The sequence below is a fragment of the Moraxella sp. genome (assembly GCF_030525845.1).
GTDB lineage: Bacteria > Pseudomonadota > Gammaproteobacteria > Pseudomonadales > Moraxellaceae > Moraxella.
The window spans coordinates 38,130-55,267 of the sequence record NZ_JAUNDY010000010.1; the positions used below are offsets into that span (position 1 = coordinate 38,130).

A 17,138-nucleotide genomic window follows, 5' to 3' on the forward strand; every position below is an offset into this window, starting at 1 on the left:
CTTAAAACATCTGAGGTCTTTGGACAATCATAAGGTATATCTTAAATTTATCAAAGCGGTACATTAAACCACATTCCACACCGATTTTCAATTTATGATTAGCGAAATGGCGAACCAATAAAAAAGTGCAACTTAATGGAAGTATCAGGCTCATTAATGCCAGTCGCCACATCAAGTCGCACTTGCCCCACAGGAGAGGCATAACGCACGCCCACGCCTGCACCGATTTTGGTGTCGTTTTTAAAATTCTCATCATAGGCATTACCCACATCAGAAAACAAAGCAAGCCTAAGCCCCTCCAACACCTCGTAGTTGTACTCAGCACTTGCCACCGCCAAAGCCTGACCGCCCATCAAATAGCCCTTATCAGATAAAGGTGATAGACTGTCGTGATTGTAGCCACGAATGCTTTGGTCGCCCCCTGCAAAAAACCGCAGTTTATAAGGCACATCACCAAAATCATCTGCCCACAAATAGCCCATATTGATGCTACCAATCAGCTGATGTTTGCGATTTTTGCCATAGGCGTTATCGCCAAAACTGTACACGCCACTTAGCCCCGCTCGCAAAATCGCCATGTTGGTATCGGTCAGTAATCCTTCTTTGGCAAGCTCCAAAGAATAGTACTGGCGGTAGCCTCGCATGGGGTTTGCTAGGTTATCTGCCTTGATTTTATTCATGGCATAGCCCAAAAGCAATGCCTCTTGGGTGGGACGACCACTTTCAAATTTGACAGGCAAGTCCTGCCATGTCTCACGTGGTGCTTGGGTTTGGAGCTTATCCAAGCGATAACGAAGTGAATAAGTGCGATTCCAGCCATTTTCTTTGATGATATTACGGCTTATCCCCGTCTCTAAGGTCTGGCTAGATAGCTTAAAATTACCAATGCCTTGATTGATTTTTTCGTCAGAATACCTCAGCGAGGCTTTTAACTTGTCATTTAATGGGTGCGACATCGGACGTGTGATGTATACCTCCGCCCCTTTGGTTTTTTGGGAGATGCTAGTATCTATGCCTGCTTGCATGCCATCACGATTAAGCAGATGATGCTCCACTTTGGTTAAAAGTCTCGCCCCATTATCAGACCCCCAACCCACACCGATTTGGGCATCTCTTGGTTTATCGGACAGCACAAAAATGTACAATGGTACTTTTTTATCCTGATAAACCTCCTCGCCCAACTTGCGTCCTGCCAACACAGGTGGTTCTTCGCCGTCTGCCAGAGTTGGCAACACATCGCCTGACTCATCAGGCAGTATCATCTTGGCGACACTACTAACCGCATCGGAGATACGCCCCAAAATGCTTTTTGATTTGGCACTACTATCCACCACAAGCAAGCGGTCATCTGGGGCTTGGTATAGCTGTTCGGCTTTTTGTTTGACAAGCGAGAGCTTATCGCTGATTAACTCACTTGTGGTAAAATCAATAGGGTCAATTGTGGCAACCACGCCCTCTCCCAAATCCACCACCTCCGCCATGCCGGTATCCGCCTCGCTAGGCAAGCTCTCAAACGTGATACGTTCTTCGTTTTGACTGGGGAATACAACTTCGGTATTTACCGCATTAAAATACCCTGTTGCCAAAAGGTTGTTACTAAGGTTACGCACAGCGGTGCGATTATAAGCATCTCCCATATTAAACGTAACCAATTTACGCAACACCTCAGGCTTGACAGGCAATTTATCAGGGTCAGCGGTCAGTTGGCGTGTATCAGGGTCAATGGTAAAAAACACCACTTCATCAAATAAATACTGCTCGCCTGTGTCATAGACCAAACTCACATCTGCCACGTTATCAGGCAAGACCACATCTACCGAATGGTTGAGCCACCGCCCATCAAAATAGCCATGCTCGCCACTAGTCTCATCAATAAGGCTTTTATTCGCCTCGTATTTGCCATGATGAAAAACCCCTCCTTGTCCAAGCGGTGCATTTACTACGGCATTGGTATATACTAGATTGTCAGCACCCTGTCCACGCACATCAATGACCGACATATCCACCATCACAGGCTTGCCCACATCGTGCATGACAAGGTTTATCTCCCCCGCCGCCTCTCTTTCAATGCTAAAACTAATGTCATAATAACCAACCGCCCTCGCTGCACTAAGCACCGTCTGCCTAAGACGTGCCACAGACTCACGAAAATCAAGTACGCTATCTGCTTCGATTTCTTGCAATGCGCTGCGAATGTTGGCAAAAGGCTCGGTATTTAGGAGGGATTTTGGGATTTTTTCGGTGTTGTCGGTCGCTTTGAGGTTTTGTTGTTGTTTTTGCTCCATCTTGGCACGAAGTTTTGCAAACCCATCTAGGTCGCTAACCGCCGTATCCCAGTCTAATCGCTCACCACCTTGATAAAAATTCACTTTTAGACGCTCGCTAGCTGCCATGCCGTCATTAAATAAATGATTATACGCACGCCTAAAAAGATTGGGCTGTTTAAGCTCGTCCACCACATGATTGGTGGAAGTTGGCACAGGCTGTTCTTCATACTGATAATCTGGTAAATAATCATCAACATCAAGCGTCTGAACCTGCCCATCGTCGATTTTGGCGACCATCTGCTCATAAGTAGGCAAGCTAGACAACGCCACCTCATCAAGCCCTGTTGGGGTCTGCCCCCCATCGATGATGGCGATGTTTCCCTGCTCAATCTTAGCAAATTCATCTTCTCGGCTAGTGTCATCGTATTCTACATCAGCAACCTGATAAAAATAACCATCTGTATCAGCCTGTTCTAATTTTTGCTCGATTCGCTCTATGGTGGACATGCCAGAGGCGGTCATATCCTGCCAATCATCTAAGTTAGTCGATTGTGTATATGTTATCGCCTCGTCAGCGAACAAAGGCGTACTAGCCCCCATCGCAGACATCAAGCACAAAGATAACGCAGTTTTGGCAAATTGAGACATAACAAATCACAGTACTCACTCAAAATCACGCTTATTATACAAATCTTTTAAAAATATTCCCATTGTTTTTTGCCATTTTTACCAAATACTGCTATCATAATCAAAATTCAAAACATTACTTTTATCATGTCCTCTCAATTCTCCTTATTTAAGACACGCCGATTTGGTGCCATGTTTGCCACGCAGTTTTTGGGTGCGTTTAATGACAACGTCTTTAAGCAAGCACTCATTTTAGTACTCACTTATACTGCTGCCGCCAAAATCGGTGCATCAGTGAGTTTATTAAACAACCTTGCTGCCATGCTGTTTATTTTGCCTTATTTTTTATTTTCGGCATTAGCAGGACAAATTGCAGATAAATACGAAAAATCACGGCTGACACGTGGCATTAAGTTACTTGAAATCATCATTATGACGCTATCGGCAGTTGGATTTATTTTTGAGGTTTATACGCTATTATTTGTGGCGCTATTTTTAATGGGGACACATTCGACTTTTTTTGGACCGATTAAATACGCCTATTTGCCAGAGGTCATGCATAAAGATGAGCTGGTGGGTGCCAATGGATTATTTCAAACGGGTACAAGTCTTGCTATTTTAACAGGCATGATGCTTGCAGGTGTACTAACCCAACTGGATAATTCCTTGATGTGGATTGCGTTTATTACATTGATGATTGCAGTTTTGGGATTTATCGCCTCTTGCTTTTTACCAACCGTACCACCGCATGCACCCAATCTAAATATTAATTATAATATATTTCAAACCAGCTTTAATCTGATTAAATATCTATACAGCCTGCCATTATTGTACTTTATTATTTTGGGAAACAGCTGGTTTTGGTTTTATGGGGCGACATTTCTAACCCAAACCCCAGAATTTAGTAAAGTGATTTTACATGGCAATGAATCTGTGGTTATTTTGTTATTAACCCTATTTTCGGTAGGCACAGCCATTGGCTCGCTACTTTGTAAGACTCTTACCAAAAATCAAATCAGCCTAAAACTTCTACCCATTGGCATGATTGGTTTGAGTATTTTTGCTATTGATTTGTATTTATCCTTAAATGGCATTCATATCCCTGCCACCAGCGATGGCACGACATATAACATCAGTCAACTTATCAATATTGATGGCAGTATCAGAGTATTTGCTGATTTATTTTTATTAGGGCTTTCTGGCGGTATTTATATCGTACCATTATACGCCTGCATGCAAGCCTATTCCCCCATCAATCATCGCTCTCGTATCGTTGGGGTCAATAACATCTTCAATGCTCTGTTTATGGTAAGCTCTGCTATTTTCTCTATTGTTATTTTGGCGGTATTTCAATTATCCATTCCACATTTATTTCTGATTACAGGTATTTTAAATGCGGTGTTTGGTTTGTTTTTATACAAAAAATTAATGCAACATCAAAATAGCATGGAAATTTCTACCTAAATTAAAATTTGAGGCATTTTTATTTTTCGTCATTATCATGGTTTTTGGGGATATAATAAATATAAAAACTTAAAAATATCGCCATTAGACCCACCCACAGCAAATAAAGTGCAGGGGCAAGTGGAAAATAAAATGTCGCAAAGCCCAACATGGCTGGCAATCCACCAGATACCAGCACATAAGTCGTGCTGTGCGTCAGGGCAATGCTTGTCAGGCGAATTCTACTTGGAAATAAACGAATCAATATTGTGGGTAGTGCAGCAATAAAACCACCAGAAAATCCAAGTAAGGCAAACCAAAGTAGCATAAGATTGCTACCAAATTTTAATTTTACAAAAAATAGTGAAGTCTGAAAAATCAGCAAAACCCCACCAACAATCATCACTTTACCAGCATTTACCCTATCAACCAAATATCCATAAAACAAACTACCAATTATCATAAAAAATATACTAATCCCCGATCCAAAGATTAAAATACTCTCAGAAACCACAAAACCAACGTTTAATAAATCTGGCAAAATCATGGCAATAACCACAAAAATACTCAGCATTATCCACGAGGTCGCCACCGCCAACACAATACTGGCAAGGTGGTTTTTGTTGATAATTTGACTGATGGGCGGTTTGACATTATTATCATAAAAAATGTTATTTTCCACCAAATCCTGTATTTGTCTAGATGTCAGACCGTTTAAATTGACAGAATGTTGGGCGTATTCTTCTTGGGCGTATGAATGTGCAGAAATAGGCAATCTTTGAAAAAATTTAAATAAAATCAAAAGCCCCGCCGACAGCACGCCACCCACCAAAAACGGTATCCGCCAACCATAATCCAACATGACAGCATGACTAAGATAATTTTCAAAAAACGCAGTAAGCATCTTTAAGGAAAGCACGCTTACCAAAATCCCAGCCACCACAATACCACAACCAAAACCCACATGTCGCTTAGGCAACTGCTCAGTAACCAGTACTAACGCCGAAGGAATTTGACCGCCAAACGCCAACCCCTGTCCAAAGCGTGCCATCAAAAACAAAATCGGTGCTACCACACCAATGTCTGCATATACTGGCAAAAACGCAATGATGAGCGTAAATACCGTCAACCCCAGCAAACTCAAAAACATGACCGCTTTTCGCCCATAAAGGTCGCCATACTGCCCCAATAAAAATCCCCCCACAGGATTGGCAATGTACGCCCCCAAAAACAGCCCCACCGTCTGAATGAATGATAGCCACGCCAAATGGCGACCCCCAAAAAAGTTTTGAACAATCAGCTCTTTAAAATAAAAAACAAGTGCATAATCAAAAAACGCCATCATACTGATGAGTGTTGTCATCACGGTTAGGCGAATATAGTGCGTGGGCGAGGAGGTATTTGACATAAGTATTATTTATATAGATGGCAGAATTTTCACAGAATAAATCAAGGCAAGGCAATCATCAAAAATCTTATAAAAATCCATCAATGGGAAGTAGGCTGGCAACATCAATGCTAAGTTTTTTTAGGGTGCTGGTGTTAGGCTCGCGCTCCAAAATGACCAGTCTGCCATCTTGGAGTGTGTGCCATTGTAGTTTGCCGTCCACCAAATGCACTCTATAAGCATGACGTAGCAGTCCATCATCACTCTCGCTGGTATTGCCCAATGCGTGATGAAGTTGATACGCCAAGTCTTTATCGTAAATAACCACGCCAAGCTCGGTATTGATATTGGCAGAGCGTGGGTCGATGTTGTACGAGCCAATAAAGACCTTGTCATCATCTACGGCGAAGGCTTTGGCGTGCAAACTGCTTGTCAGAGGAGGGGTTTGGGCTGCATTTAGTTCATAGAGCCTAATCCCTGCCGACAACAACGCCTCTCGCCAATGTCCATAGCCTGCATGCACTATCTTGACATCTGTGGACGCCAGTGAGTTGGTTAAAACGCTAATGCTAACCCCATCATTGGCAAGTGCCATCAAGGCTTGCACACCCTCTTTGGTGGGGGCGAAATAAGGCGAGATGATACTAAGACGCTTTTTGGGCGTAGCCAGTTCCTCACGCAGTTGGTTTACCAGATAGCCTTGTTTGTTGTGGCGTTTTTTGTTTTTATGCAGTTTGGAGGCATCGTCCACCAAAAACTTCATTGCCACAAATCGGTATGGTACGTTTTGATGGGATAATGCCTCCACGATGGTACTGCCATTCATCAGCTCACGATGACGTGTCGTGTCATGCTCGCCATCAAACACCCCCTCATCATAAGACGACAAAGCCTCAATGTCATAAGCATGAGCAGACTGCCAATATTCATTAAAGCTTTGGGTAATTTCGTCCACCACATCGCCTGTGAGCAATACATCTAAGTCAATAAAACGAAAATCTTGATAATTATTTAGGTATTCATCACCAATATTCCTACCGCCGATGATGCTGGTATGATTATCAAAGGTCATGCTTTTGTTATGCATGCGGATATTGATGCGTCTAAGAGAAGTGAGGTAGTTGATGGGCTTATAACGACGATAGGTAAAAGGATTTACCACACGCACAGCGATGTTTGGGTGTTTGGCAAAGGCACTTAGATGTTTATCCAAAGCGGTGCTGCCATTTAAATCATCAAGTAGTAGTCGAATCAACACGCCACGCTCTGCCGCTTGCCATAGGCTTTGAAGCATAAGATGCCCCACTTCATCGTCCTGCCAAATATAATACTGCACATCAATGGTGTGCTTTGCCATATCCGTTAATATACTGCGAGAGGCGAGTGCATCTGCCCCAGTGGCAAGCGTATAATAACCTGACACGCCATCAGAATGAGTGTCGATGGTCTGGTGTATGCTTTGAGTTTTTTGGGTTAAAAACTCACTTTTTGGCAAGTGCGATACAGACGGCAAAAACTGGCACGCAGTCAATAGCCCACATGCCAGCACCAAACACATACGCATTATCACAGATAAGCACTCAAAGTGTTTGAATTATTCTTGCAGATAACCAATCAAACGCAAAAACTCAATGTACATCCACACTAATGTGGCAAGTACGCCAATGCCGTAATTCCATTCAAAATCTTGGTTTACGCCATACATCACGCCATCTTCGATGTTTTTAAAATCAATCAGTAAAAAGAATGAAGCAATCAGCGTGGTAAAAACACTAAACCCAATGGCAATCATGCCACCATCGAATAAATAAGGAATGGTACTGCCAAAAACCAGTCTCATAATCCATTGAATAGCATACACCACAAAAATAGCAATGGAAGCTGACACCACCAACGAGCGAAACTTCTGCGTAACCTTGATAATACCTGTAACGTATAACGTCAGCATGACCGCAGCCGTAACAAAGGTCGCCGACAGAGCCAGTAATGGCACACTAGGCGCTTTATAAAAAGCAAATGCCGAAGCCACGCCCAAAACCACGCCCTCCAAAAGAGCATACGGCACAGCAAGAGCCTTAGACAAATGAGGCTTAAAGGCACACGTCAAGCCAATGCCCATTGTAGCAAGCATCGCCACAACAAACAGCCCAATTAAAGCCCCTGCCGACATGCCACTAAGCAAAGCATAAAAAAACAACCCAAAACCAGCCGTCGCAGAAAGACCGAGCAGTAGTGCCGTCTTTTTTATCACGCCAGCGACCGTCATGGGAACACCGCCCGTCATTAGCTCGGTACGACTTACGATAGGATTTGCCATAGTATTCCTTAGTTAATTCGTTAAATATAGCATGACTTTTTACTATAACCCACCAAAAAAATCAAGTATTTTTTAAGAACTTTACAAATCATCACATTTTTGCTCAGACATATTTTATTTTGTGATGAAGTCCCAACAATCATTTATTATCATGATGTTTTTTTACTTGCGGTTCGTACCAACTTTATGTATCATGAATGCTTTAAAACTCACAGGATTTGTCGCCAGTCATGACGCAAGCAATCATCTCCTCTGTTCCCTTCAATCCCCAAAAAAGCCACTTTAAACGCATTGGGCTGATGGGGCGTGCTGGCAAAAAAAGCATCATTACCACCCTAAACGACCTCATCGCCCTACTACTACGCTGGGGACTGGACATTGTCATTGACACCAGTACAGCCAGTATTGAGGGGGTGCATATACATTCCGACCAAGCCAGCGATACCATTAAAGTTATTCCCAGAAGTCGCATGGGCGAGCATTGTGATTTGATGATTGTGGTGGGTGGCGACGGTTCTATCCTGCAAGCAGGGTCACTACTGGCAGGAACTGGCGTGCCTGTACTCGGTGTCAATCGTGGACGCTTGGGGTTTTTGGCCGATGTCAATCCCGACCAACTAGAAGTAGAGCTGTCAGAGATTTTTTTGGGCGAATTTCACGCCGATAAGCGTTTTTTATTAAAAATGCAAATACTCGGTCATACTCACGATGGCAGCCCTCACGTTTTTCACGAAAGCTACGCCCTAAATGATGTCGTGCTACACGCTGGCAAATCTGTGCATACCATTGATTTTAAATTACAAATTGACGACATCGATGTGTATCGACAACACGCCGATGGATTGATTGTTGCTACACCCACAGGCTCGACCGCCTACTCCTTATCAGCTGGCGGTCCTATCATTCATCCCAGTCTTGATGCCATTTGCCTTGCTCCCATGCACCCACACACCCTATCTAGCCGACCGATTGTGGTATCAGGCACCAGCAAAATCGCCATCAAGGTGCACAAAGACAACCGCACACAACCGATGGTTAGTGCCGATGGCGAAGCAAGTGTCCCCCTTGACAGCAACCAAACCCTGCTTATTACCAAACACGACAAGTCATTTACCCTACTGCACCCTTTGGACGTGGATTTTTATCAGGCGTGTCGCACTAAGCTTAATTGGAGTTTGTATTCTGAGGAATTCTCACTGGATAATGAATGACCATCATCGAATGATAGACTTGCAATATTTGATAAATTTGACAGTTGCACTAATGCTTTTCACAAGAATTTTCCCCATCGCAACCAGTATTTTTTTATTTTTACCAATTTTTAAACAAAATCATCATGACTTTCCACTGGGTAATTATTTTAAAATAGATGTTTACACCATTATTTAATATCATAAGGCAAAAACAAAAAAAAGAACATTACAGATTTTTGGAAGTTGATTTAATAAAAAACAAAACCCAGCCTTAGCTGAGTTTTATTCTTTAATCGCCAACAATCAAACACTATGATACCCACGATTGCGATAAATCAACGCCTTTTCATCATTACCCTGACGAATACCGACAATCTCACAAATCAAAATGGCGTGCGTGCCGACTTGTTTAATGTCTGAGATCTTACAATCAAAGCCAATCAAGGCATTGCTTAGCATTGGCGAACCTGTCGTCAAAGTCGTCCAGCTTGCTTTGGCAAAACGCTCTTCGGAAGTGAGTGGCGACGCAAAGGCATTGGACAGTTCGGACTGCTCAGCGGTTAGTGTATTGACCGCAAGCACGCCATTTTTGACAAAATTGTCATAAAAACGAATGCCTGCATTCATACATACCAAAAGCGTGGGCGGTGAGTCGGTTACGCTACACACCGCAGAGGCGGTAAAGCCATAACGACCATGCTCGCCATCGGTGGTTACGACGTGGACGGCGGTGGCAAGCTGTGCCATTGCGTCCTTAAACGCTTGTATTTCTACCATATCCGCCCCAATTATTTGCCAAGTTCTGCACGCAAAATGCTCGCTCCTTGTGCAAGAGCATTCAATTTGCCGCGAGCCACGGTGCGAGATAGCGGAGCCATACCGCAGTTGGTGCAAGGGTAGAGATTTTCAGCGTCCACGAATTTGAGTGCTTTACGCAAAGTGTCCGCCACTTGCTCTGGCGTTTCGATTTCATTGGTCGCCACATCAATCGCCCCAAGCATGACTTTTTTGCCACGCACCAGCTCAATCAAATCCATTGGCACTTTGGAGTTTTGGCATTCTAGCGAAATGATGTCAATTTTGGATTTTTGTAGGAGCGGGAAACTCTCTTCGTATTGACGCCACTCTGAGCCAAGCGTTTGTTTCCAATCAGTATTTGCCTTAATGCCATAGCCATAGCAAATATGTACGGCGGTTTGGCATTTTAACCCTTCTACCGCACGCTCTAAGGCGGCAATACCCCAATCGTTTAGCTCATCAAAAAACACATTAAAGGCAGGCTCATCAAACTGGATAATGTCCACGCCAACCGCTTCTAGTTCTTTGGCTTCTTCATTCAAAATTTTGGCAAATTCCCACGCCAGCTTCTCACGGCTTTTGTAATGTCCGTCATAAAGCGTGTCAATCATTGTCATCGGGCCAGGCAACGCCCATTTGATGAGTTTATCCGTATGCCCACGCAAAAATTTGGCATCGTCCACAAATACTGATTTTGGACGAGAGACATCGCCTACCACGCTTGGCACGGACGCATCATAGCGGTTGCGAATACGGACGGTTTCTCGTTTGTTAAAGTCCACCCCGTCCAAATGCTCAATAAAAGTCGTTACAAAATGCTGACGGGTCTGCTCACCGTCACTGACAATGTCAATACCTGCATTCACTTGCTCGGCAAGCGAGACCAAAAGAGCATCTTGTTTGGCTTGTAATAATTCTTCGCCTTCAAATTTCCAAGGCGACCATAACTTTTCAGGTTCGGCAAGCCAAGACGGTTTTGGCAAACTGCCCGCGGTAGAAGTGGGAAGTAAAATGTTGCTCATAATTTATTCCAATTTAAAATATTTTCTACAAAAGTTTTAAAAATTTATTTATAGAAAATTTAATGTTAAAATTCTTACTTATTATATCCAAAAAATTTAAAAATTAACAGATATTTTTTAAATTTAATAAATATAATTTGTCCTAAAATTAAATCAGCCGAGCTTATTATCATCGGCTGATTTTATGAATGCAATCTATTATTCATTTACCCAAGCGGTTAAAATATCTTGGTATGGTTTAATAAATTGCTCTTGGGTAAGTTTGCCTTGTTTGATAGCAAGTTCAGTACGCTCAACACGGTCATATTCAACACGAGTTAGCGAATAATCATCATAAGTCAAACTACCCTTATAAGTTTGACCTGCCACCGAATTGGCATTATAAATCTCTGGACGATAAATCTTTTGGAAAGCTTCCATAGTTGCAATGGTACCGATAAGTTCCAAATTGGTATAATCGTTTAACAAATCTGCCGTTTCATCATAATAAAACGCATAAGGGGCAACCGAACCTTGTGGCATAAAGTAACGCACTTTTAAGCCCATTTTGGCAAAATATTCATCAGTCAATGAATAATCATTTTGCACATATTCCACGCCTAAAATGGGGTGGGTGTTGGTGGTGCGATGATAAGTGCGAGTGGTCGCCACACTTAGGCATAATACAGGTGGCTTTTCATTACGAGCTTTGTATTCTGGCGAATCAAGCAAATATTTGTATAATTTACCGTGCAAATCGCCATAGCCTTTTGGTACAGTAAATTCTGGTTTGTCTTTATTATAATCAAGCAATAATACACTAAAATCATAATCACGGACAAATGACGAAAAACTATTACCAATAATGCCGTCAATTTTTTTGCCAGTTTTATTATCAATAATATAAGTTTTTAACCATTCAAGACCAGAAAAATATTCGCCCTTGCCTGCCACGTCAATATCAATGGAGACAATTTCCAATTTGACCGAATAGCGGTCGGCATTTGGATTGTCCCAACGTGCCAAATCATTAAAGCGGTTGTTAATCATCGCAATGGCATTTAATAAATTTTGTTTGCGGTTTTCGCCACGAGCTAAGTTGGCAAAGTTGGTGGTTAGGCGAGTGCTTTGGGCGGGTTCATAATTTTCGTTAAAATCCAGCGTATGCACTTTGCATTTGAAGTTTGCAGTCATGAGAACATCTCTCCTTCTGTTTAAGATGGATATATTAAATCACATTTTTAACATGAAAAAAATTGAAGTTTTTTAAAAGTTGGTTGAAAAAAATTCAATTTTAAAAAAAACATATATTTTTCAATGAGTTAAATTTTATTTTTGCGATAATTTTTTTTAAATGCATGATTAATTAACCAAAACCAACTCACGTTACTCCGCCAGTCAGCACCCATCCTAAGCTAAGAAAATAACCTTCCACCCTTTTTTGTCGCCTCTTTAAAGGCTGTCCGAGCTTCACAGCGATTGAGCCACCGCTCCACATTCGCCCAAGCATCAATACCGCCCCGACTTTGTAGGGCTTTTACCGCAAAATAAACTTGAATGTCCGCCCCTGTAAAATCCCCTGCAAGCCATTCTTCGTCTTTTACATGATTGTCCAATACGCCAAAACTTTGGGCGATATTGCCCTTAATCATTAAGTTTTCTACCTTATCAGCGATGGCTTTGGCGACAGGGCGAACGATAAGGGGGGATTTGGTGGCGACTTTACTCATGACAAGACGCATTACCAAGGGGGGCATCATCGTACTTTCGCCAAAATGTAGCCAAAACGCATAATCCTCCCAATGCTCATCGCTTGGCAAAAAATACTGGTCGGTGTCATAATATTTTAATAAATATTCAATGATAAAACCTGATTCTACTAAGGTTTTCCCACGAGCTTCGTCCACCAAAATGGGGGCTTTACCCATCGGATGAATGGACTGCATTTCATCGGGGGCAAGGTGGTTTTTGTTGCGGTTATGCGAAATGACTTGAAAGGGCGTACCATAACGAGCCTTTAATTCACACAATAACCATAAAATACGAAAAGAACGAGAATGGTTGAGATGGTGGAGGGTGAGCATGAAATTGACCTTTTGATATTTGGACAATCATAGCATATTTTGATGATAAATGCGATAAAAATAAAAATTATTGTCATTTTAATATGGTGATTAAAATGACAATGTTACATTTTACATTACTTATTTTTAAACAAAGTCCAATACACACCACACAAAATCGCCACCCACACAGGAACAAACTGCAATCCTCTTAATGTGTCCTCACTTTGGGAAAATAAATATAAAACCCAAATAAAGAAAATGATGGTTAAAACAGACAACACTTGACCAAAAGGCATTTTATAAATTGAGGATTGGTGTAATTGTGGTGCTGTTTTTCGGTATTTAAGATAAGTGATTAAAATCAATCCCCAAATTAATAAAAAACAAACCGATGATACCGTACTAATGAATACAAAAGCCTGCATCACACTATCTGTACCATATAATAACAAAAACGATAATGATAAATATAGCGATGAATAAATCACGCCATTAATGGGTACACCAAATTTATTTAATTTGCTTAGTATTTTTGGGGCGTTTTTTTGCATGGATAAACCATAAGCCATTCTCGCCGATGAATATAGACCGCTATTGGCACTTGAAATGCCTGCCGATAATGCCACAAAGTTAATCACGCCAGCAATCGCTCCAAAACCCAATAATCCAAATAACTGCACAAAAGGACTGACCCCAACTTTAATGTCGCCCAGTGGAATGGTCATTAAAATCACCGCCAATGCCCCTACAAAAAACAACGCTACTCGCAATGGGATTTGATTGATGGCTTTGGGTAAATTCTTTTGTGGATTGTCAGTTTCTGCGGTTGCCGTACCAACAAGTTCTGCCCCTGCATTAGCCTGCACCGCTAATTGAAATGCCGCAAAAAATCCAGCCAATCCTTGTGGCATAAAATTTTCAGGTTTAAATAAATGAGTGATACTTGCTGGATTTTCGCCAACTTTTATGCCTGCAATCACCAAAATTATGCCCGTAACAATAATGGCAATCATGGTAAACACTTTAATTAACGTTAGCCAACTTTCTGCCTCCCCAAACCATTTGACCGCAAGACAGTTAATAAAAACAATTAAGCAGATATTAAAAGTTGCAGGCAACCAAAGTGGTACATCAGGGTACCAAAACTGCACATAGCCAGTAATGGCAACTGTATTGGCAATGGCGATAATGAGCCAGCACAGCCAATAACTCCACCCCACCACAAATGCAGGCAATCTCCCTAAATAATGCTCAATCACGTCAATAAATGAGCGAAAATTTGAATTGGATAACAATAATTCCCCCATCGCTCTCATGACAAAAAACACAAACAACCCAACCAAAGAATATACAATTAATACCGAAGTACCTGCAAGACTGATTGTTTTACCTGCCCCAAGAAAAAATCCCGCTCCAATGACCCCACCAATAGAAAGTAATTGCAAATGTCGAGCTTGTAATTGGCGTTTCATTTTTGGATAATTTGATGGATTATCTATTAAATTATCGGTTGGCATTTTGCTGACCTCTCATTAACTATTGAATATTTTTTAATTATAATTGAATTTTAGTATATATATAAATAACCGTTTTTATCATGGTTATGCAAAATATTCATAAATAATTTAATTAAAATCCACCATAAAATTTAATGAATTTTAAAAGTAAAAATACCACCCTGTTATGAGTGGCATTTTTAAACAATCATGCGTTTTTGTTTATGCAACTTTTTCTTTATAAAACGGCTCATCGCCAATCACCGTTGCACGGTGCATAATACGATGAGCATCGCCATAATCAAATAATGCCTTATGCTGAGTCGCCCTATTGTCCCAAATTACCACATCGCCTTCCGCCCATTTGTGGCGGACGACAAAGTCATCTTTGATACTGTGGGCGAACAATTTGTCCAAAAGTTCACGGCTTTCGTTCTCACTAAGTCCGTCAATGTGGCTGGTAAAGCCTTCGGTAACAAATAAGCACTCTTTGCCCGTCTCAGGGTGGGTGCGGACGACAGGGTGTGATAAGGGTGGATTATTGGCAATGGCTTTTTGCAATTTTTCATCGTCTGCCTGACTTTGTCCAAAGCGTTCGGCAGGGAAGGATAGGCGAATGTCGTGGGTGGCGGTTTTGCCCCGCAAAAAGTCTTTGGTGTCATCGTCTAAGGCGTCAAATGCTGAGCTTAGGCTCGCCCACAAGGTGTCGCCCCCAACAGGTGGGATTTTGACCGCACGAAGGACACAGCCAAGCGGGGGCGTTTTGCTAAAAGTAACATCGGTGTGCCAAAGCTCGTTGTCTCGTAGGTCGGTTTGGTGGCTGTCAAGGACAATCACTTCTTTGACATCAGGCACGGTGGGGAACACAGGGTGAATGTGCAGTTCGCCAAAGGTGCGGGCAAGGGCGACTTGCGACTCGCTGGTCAGATTTTGCCCTTTAAAAAATAGCACTTGGTGCTTTAATAGAGCGTCTTTAATCGCTTGGTTATCGCTGTCTGTGAGCTGGTTTAAATCCACGCCAGAGACGGTCGCACCAATGGTAGGCTTAATGGGGGTAACGGTTAGAGTCATTTTTATTTCCTTGCAATGGGTTGGTAAATGTATTATAGGAAATGACAATAACTTGATGAAATATTGTTTTTGGTTTTTATTATTCTATTTTTTCATAAAAAAACACATGGAATTAGGTTATTCCATAATTTAACATGAATAATGCCAATTTTATTAAAAAACCGCTTATTCATAATTAGAATAAGCGGTTTTAACTAATTAAAACGAGGCGATTTTATGATTTAATAATCACTAAATCTGCCAATCTTCCGCCCCAATCTCCAAAAATTCTTTCACAAACGCACTTTGCGGATTACGCACCAGCTCAACAGGCGTGCCAACCTGCTCCACCACGCCGTGATTCATCACCACAATTTCATCGCTAATCGCTGCCGCTTCTTCTTGATCGTGCGTTACCATAATGCTGGTGACACCAAGCTCGTGCTGAATGTCTTTTAAAGAACCACGCAGTTCCTTTCGCACCTTAGCGTCCAACGCCCCAAACGGCTCATCAAGCAAAAGTAGCTTGGGGCTAGTTGCAATCGCCCGTGCCAAAGCAATGCGTTGGCGTTGTCCGCCTGACAATTCGTGCGGATATTTGCCATAAGTGGCAGGCAGTTGCACCATTTCTAGTAGTTCTTTGACCCGTTTTTCAATGCTTGCCTTGTCCTTTTTTTGTAATTCCAAGCCAAAAGCAATGTTTTGGGCAACGGTTTTGTGGCGAAACAGGGCATAACTTTGAAACACAAAACCGATCCCCCGTTTTTGCACAGGCACATTGGTTACATCTTGTCCGTCAAACAAAATTTGCCCACTATCGGCAATTTCAAGCCCTGCAATGATACGCAATAAAGTCGTTTTACCACAACCAGAAGGCCCAAGTAGCGTGGTTAATTTGCCTGTGGGGACGCTGATATTGATATTGTCAAGGGCGACAAATTGATTAAAGCGTTTGTTAATTTGAATAATGTCAATGCTCATATTTTTTCACTAAGTTTTTAAATTAAAAAGTTTATTCATAAAATGATAAAATTGGTATTAAGTTAATTCGCCCCTACAAATTCCGATTAAGTTTTGGATTTGTTGAGAATTAAAAAATATTAACTTTTGGTCTTTTTGGTCATCAAAGTTTGAATTGCCAAAGTAACCAGTGCCAATAACGCTAATAAACTACTCATTGCAAAAGCGGTAGTAAACGCATAATCGTTATAAGCCACTTCAATCAAAAGTGGCATTGTATTGGTTTGCCCACGAATATGCCCAGACACCACCGACACCGCCCCAAACTCGCCCATTGCCCGAGCATTGGTTAAAATAATGCCGTACAATAACGCCCATTTGATATTGGGTAAGGTAATGTGCCAAAACACTTGCCAGCCATTCGTCCCCAAACTAAGCCCCGCCTCTTCTTCGCTGTCGCCTTGTGCTTGCATTAAAGGAATCAACTCACGGGCAATAAACGGAAAAGTAACAAATAAAGTCGCCAAAACAAT

General features: G+C 41.9%; 14 protein-coding genes. 2 read left to right on the forward strand and 12 right to left on the reverse strand.

Annotation, left to right across the window (positions count from 1 at the left end):
• Positions 1–98: 98 nt before the first annotated feature.
• Positions 99–2,915: an autotransporter assembly complex family protein gene (locus Q4B79_RS05460; RefSeq protein ID WP_303085419.1), complete on the reverse strand. Its 2,817-nt coding sequence runs from the start codon at positions 2,913–2,915 to the stop codon at positions 99–101.
• Positions 2,916–3,041: 126 nt separating this feature from the next.
• Between Q4B79_RS05460 and Q4B79_RS05465 the strand changes: the two genes are divergently transcribed.
• On the forward strand, positions 3,042–4,358 hold the full coding sequence (locus Q4B79_RS05465; RefSeq protein ID WP_303085420.1) for an MFS transporter: 1,317 nt from the start codon (positions 3,042–3,044) through the stop codon (positions 4,356–4,358).
• Positions 4,359–4,377: 19 nt separating this feature from the next.
• On the opposite strand, the gene Q4B79_RS05470 is transcribed toward Q4B79_RS05465, so the two are convergent.
• The 3 genes from Q4B79_RS05470 to Q4B79_RS05480 form a co-directional block, all read right to left on the reverse strand.
• Complete coding sequence (locus tag Q4B79_RS05470) at positions 4,378–5,745, reverse strand: MFS transporter (RefSeq protein ID WP_303085421.1); 1,368 nt, start codon at positions 5,743–5,745, stop codon at positions 4,378–4,380.
• A 67-nt stretch (positions 5,746–5,812) separates the two neighbouring features.
• Positions 5,813–7,288, reverse strand: a complete 1,476-nt coding sequence (locus Q4B79_RS05475) for a phosphatidylserine/phosphatidylglycerophosphate/cardiolipin synthase family protein (protein ID WP_303085422.1) — start codon at positions 7,286–7,288, stop codon at positions 5,813–5,815.
• Between the two features lie 30 nt (positions 7,289–7,318).
• Positions 7,319–8,041, reverse strand: a complete 723-nt coding sequence (locus tag Q4B79_RS05480) for a Bax inhibitor-1/YccA family protein (RefSeq protein WP_303085423.1) — start codon at positions 8,039–8,041, stop codon at positions 7,319–7,321.
• A gap of 245 nt (positions 8,042–8,286) precedes the next feature.
• Here Q4B79_RS05480 and Q4B79_RS05485 point away from each other — a divergent pair, with 245 nt between their 5' ends.
• Positions 8,287–9,252 (forward strand): NAD(+) kinase, encoded by a 966-nt coding sequence (locus Q4B79_RS05485; RefSeq protein WP_303085434.1) that lies wholly within the window; start codon positions 8,287–8,289, stop codon positions 9,250–9,252.
• Between the two features lie 285 nt (positions 9,253–9,537).
• Here Q4B79_RS05485 and Q4B79_RS05490 read toward each other — a convergent pair whose 3' ends face one another.
• From Q4B79_RS05490 to Q4B79_RS05525, 8 genes are all read right to left on the reverse strand, one after another.
• Entirely contained in the window at positions 9,538–10,011 is a 474-nt protein-coding gene (locus Q4B79_RS05490; RefSeq protein WP_303085424.1) for a flavin reductase, read from the reverse strand.
• Positions 10,012–10,022: 11 nt separating this feature from the next.
• Positions 10,023–11,054, reverse strand: coding sequence for a methionine synthase (locus tag Q4B79_RS05495; protein ID WP_303085425.1), 1,032 nt, complete (start codon positions 11,052–11,054; stop codon positions 10,023–10,025).
• A gap of 198 nt (positions 11,055–11,252) precedes the next feature.
• On the reverse strand, positions 11,253–12,227 hold the full coding sequence (locus Q4B79_RS05500; RefSeq protein ID WP_303085426.1) for a putative oxygenase MesX: 975 nt from the start codon (positions 12,225–12,227) through the stop codon (positions 11,253–11,255).
• A gap of 221 nt (positions 12,228–12,448) precedes the next feature.
• Positions 12,449–13,117: a glutathione S-transferase family protein gene (locus tag Q4B79_RS05505; protein WP_303085427.1), complete on the reverse strand. Its 669-nt coding sequence runs from the start codon at positions 13,115–13,117 to the stop codon at positions 12,449–12,451.
• 116 nt (positions 13,118–13,233) lie between these two features.
• Positions 13,234–14,616: an amino acid permease gene (locus tag Q4B79_RS05510; protein ID WP_303085428.1), complete on the reverse strand. Its 1,383-nt coding sequence runs from the start codon at positions 14,614–14,616 to the stop codon at positions 13,234–13,236.
• A gap of 201 nt (positions 14,617–14,817) precedes the next feature.
• Positions 14,818–15,666, reverse strand: a complete 849-nt coding sequence (tauD, locus tag Q4B79_RS05515) for a taurine dioxygenase (RefSeq protein WP_303085429.1) — start codon at positions 15,664–15,666, stop codon at positions 14,818–14,820.
• A 231-nt stretch (positions 15,667–15,897) separates the two neighbouring features.
• Positions 15,898–16,626: a sulfate/molybdate ABC transporter ATP-binding protein gene (locus Q4B79_RS05520; protein ID WP_303085430.1), complete on the reverse strand. Its 729-nt coding sequence runs from the start codon at positions 16,624–16,626 to the stop codon at positions 15,898–15,900.
• 119 nt (positions 16,627–16,745) lie between these two features.
• Positions 16,746–17,138 (reverse strand): ABC transporter permease subunit (locus tag Q4B79_RS05525; protein WP_303085431.1); only part of this gene is annotated, 393 nt, incomplete at its 5' end.

Bases quoted from the DNA above. Each gene is read 5' to 3' on its own strand.
- Q4B79_RS05460 (WP_303085419.1), bottom strand. From the start codon at position 2,915: ATGTCTCAATTTGCCAAAACTGCGTTATCTTTGTGCTTGATGTCTGCG.
- Q4B79_RS05505 (WP_303085427.1), bottom strand. From the start codon at position 13,117: ATGCTCACCCTCCACCATCTCAACCATTCTCGTTCTTTTCGTATTTTA.
- Q4B79_RS05490 (WP_303085424.1), bottom strand. From the start codon at position 10,011: ATGGTAGAAATACAAGCGTTTAAGGACGCAATGGCACAGCTTGCCACC.
- Q4B79_RS05500 (WP_303085426.1), bottom strand. From the start codon at position 12,227: ATGACTGCAAACTTCAAATGCAAAGTGCATACGCTGGATTTTAACGAA.
- tauD (WP_303085429.1), bottom strand. From the start codon at position 15,666: ATGACTCTAACCGTTACCCCCATTAAGCCTACCATTGGTGCGACCGTC.
- Q4B79_RS05510 (WP_303085428.1), bottom strand. From the start codon at position 14,616: ATGCCAACCGATAATTTAATAGATAATCCATCAAATTATCCAAAAATG.
- Q4B79_RS05470 (WP_303085421.1), bottom strand. From the start codon at position 5,745: ATGTCAAATACCTCCTCGCCCACGCACTATATTCGCCTAACCGTGATG.
- Q4B79_RS05465 (WP_303085420.1), top strand. From the start codon at position 3,042: ATGTCCTCTCAATTCTCCTTATTTAAGACACGCCGATTTGGTGCCATG.
- Q4B79_RS05495 (WP_303085425.1), bottom strand. From the start codon at position 11,054: ATGAGCAACATTTTACTTCCCACTTCTACCGCGGGCAGTTTGCCAAAA.
- Q4B79_RS05520 (WP_303085430.1), bottom strand. From the start codon at position 16,626: ATGAGCATTGACATTATTCAAATTAACAAACGCTTTAATCAATTTGTC.
- Q4B79_RS05480 (WP_303085423.1), bottom strand. From the start codon at position 8,041: ATGGCAAATCCTATCGTAAGTCGTACCGAGCTAATGACGGGCGGTGTT.
- Q4B79_RS05475 (WP_303085422.1), bottom strand. From the start codon at position 7,288: ATGCGTATGTGTTTGGTGCTGGCATGTGGGCTATTGACTGCGTGCCAG.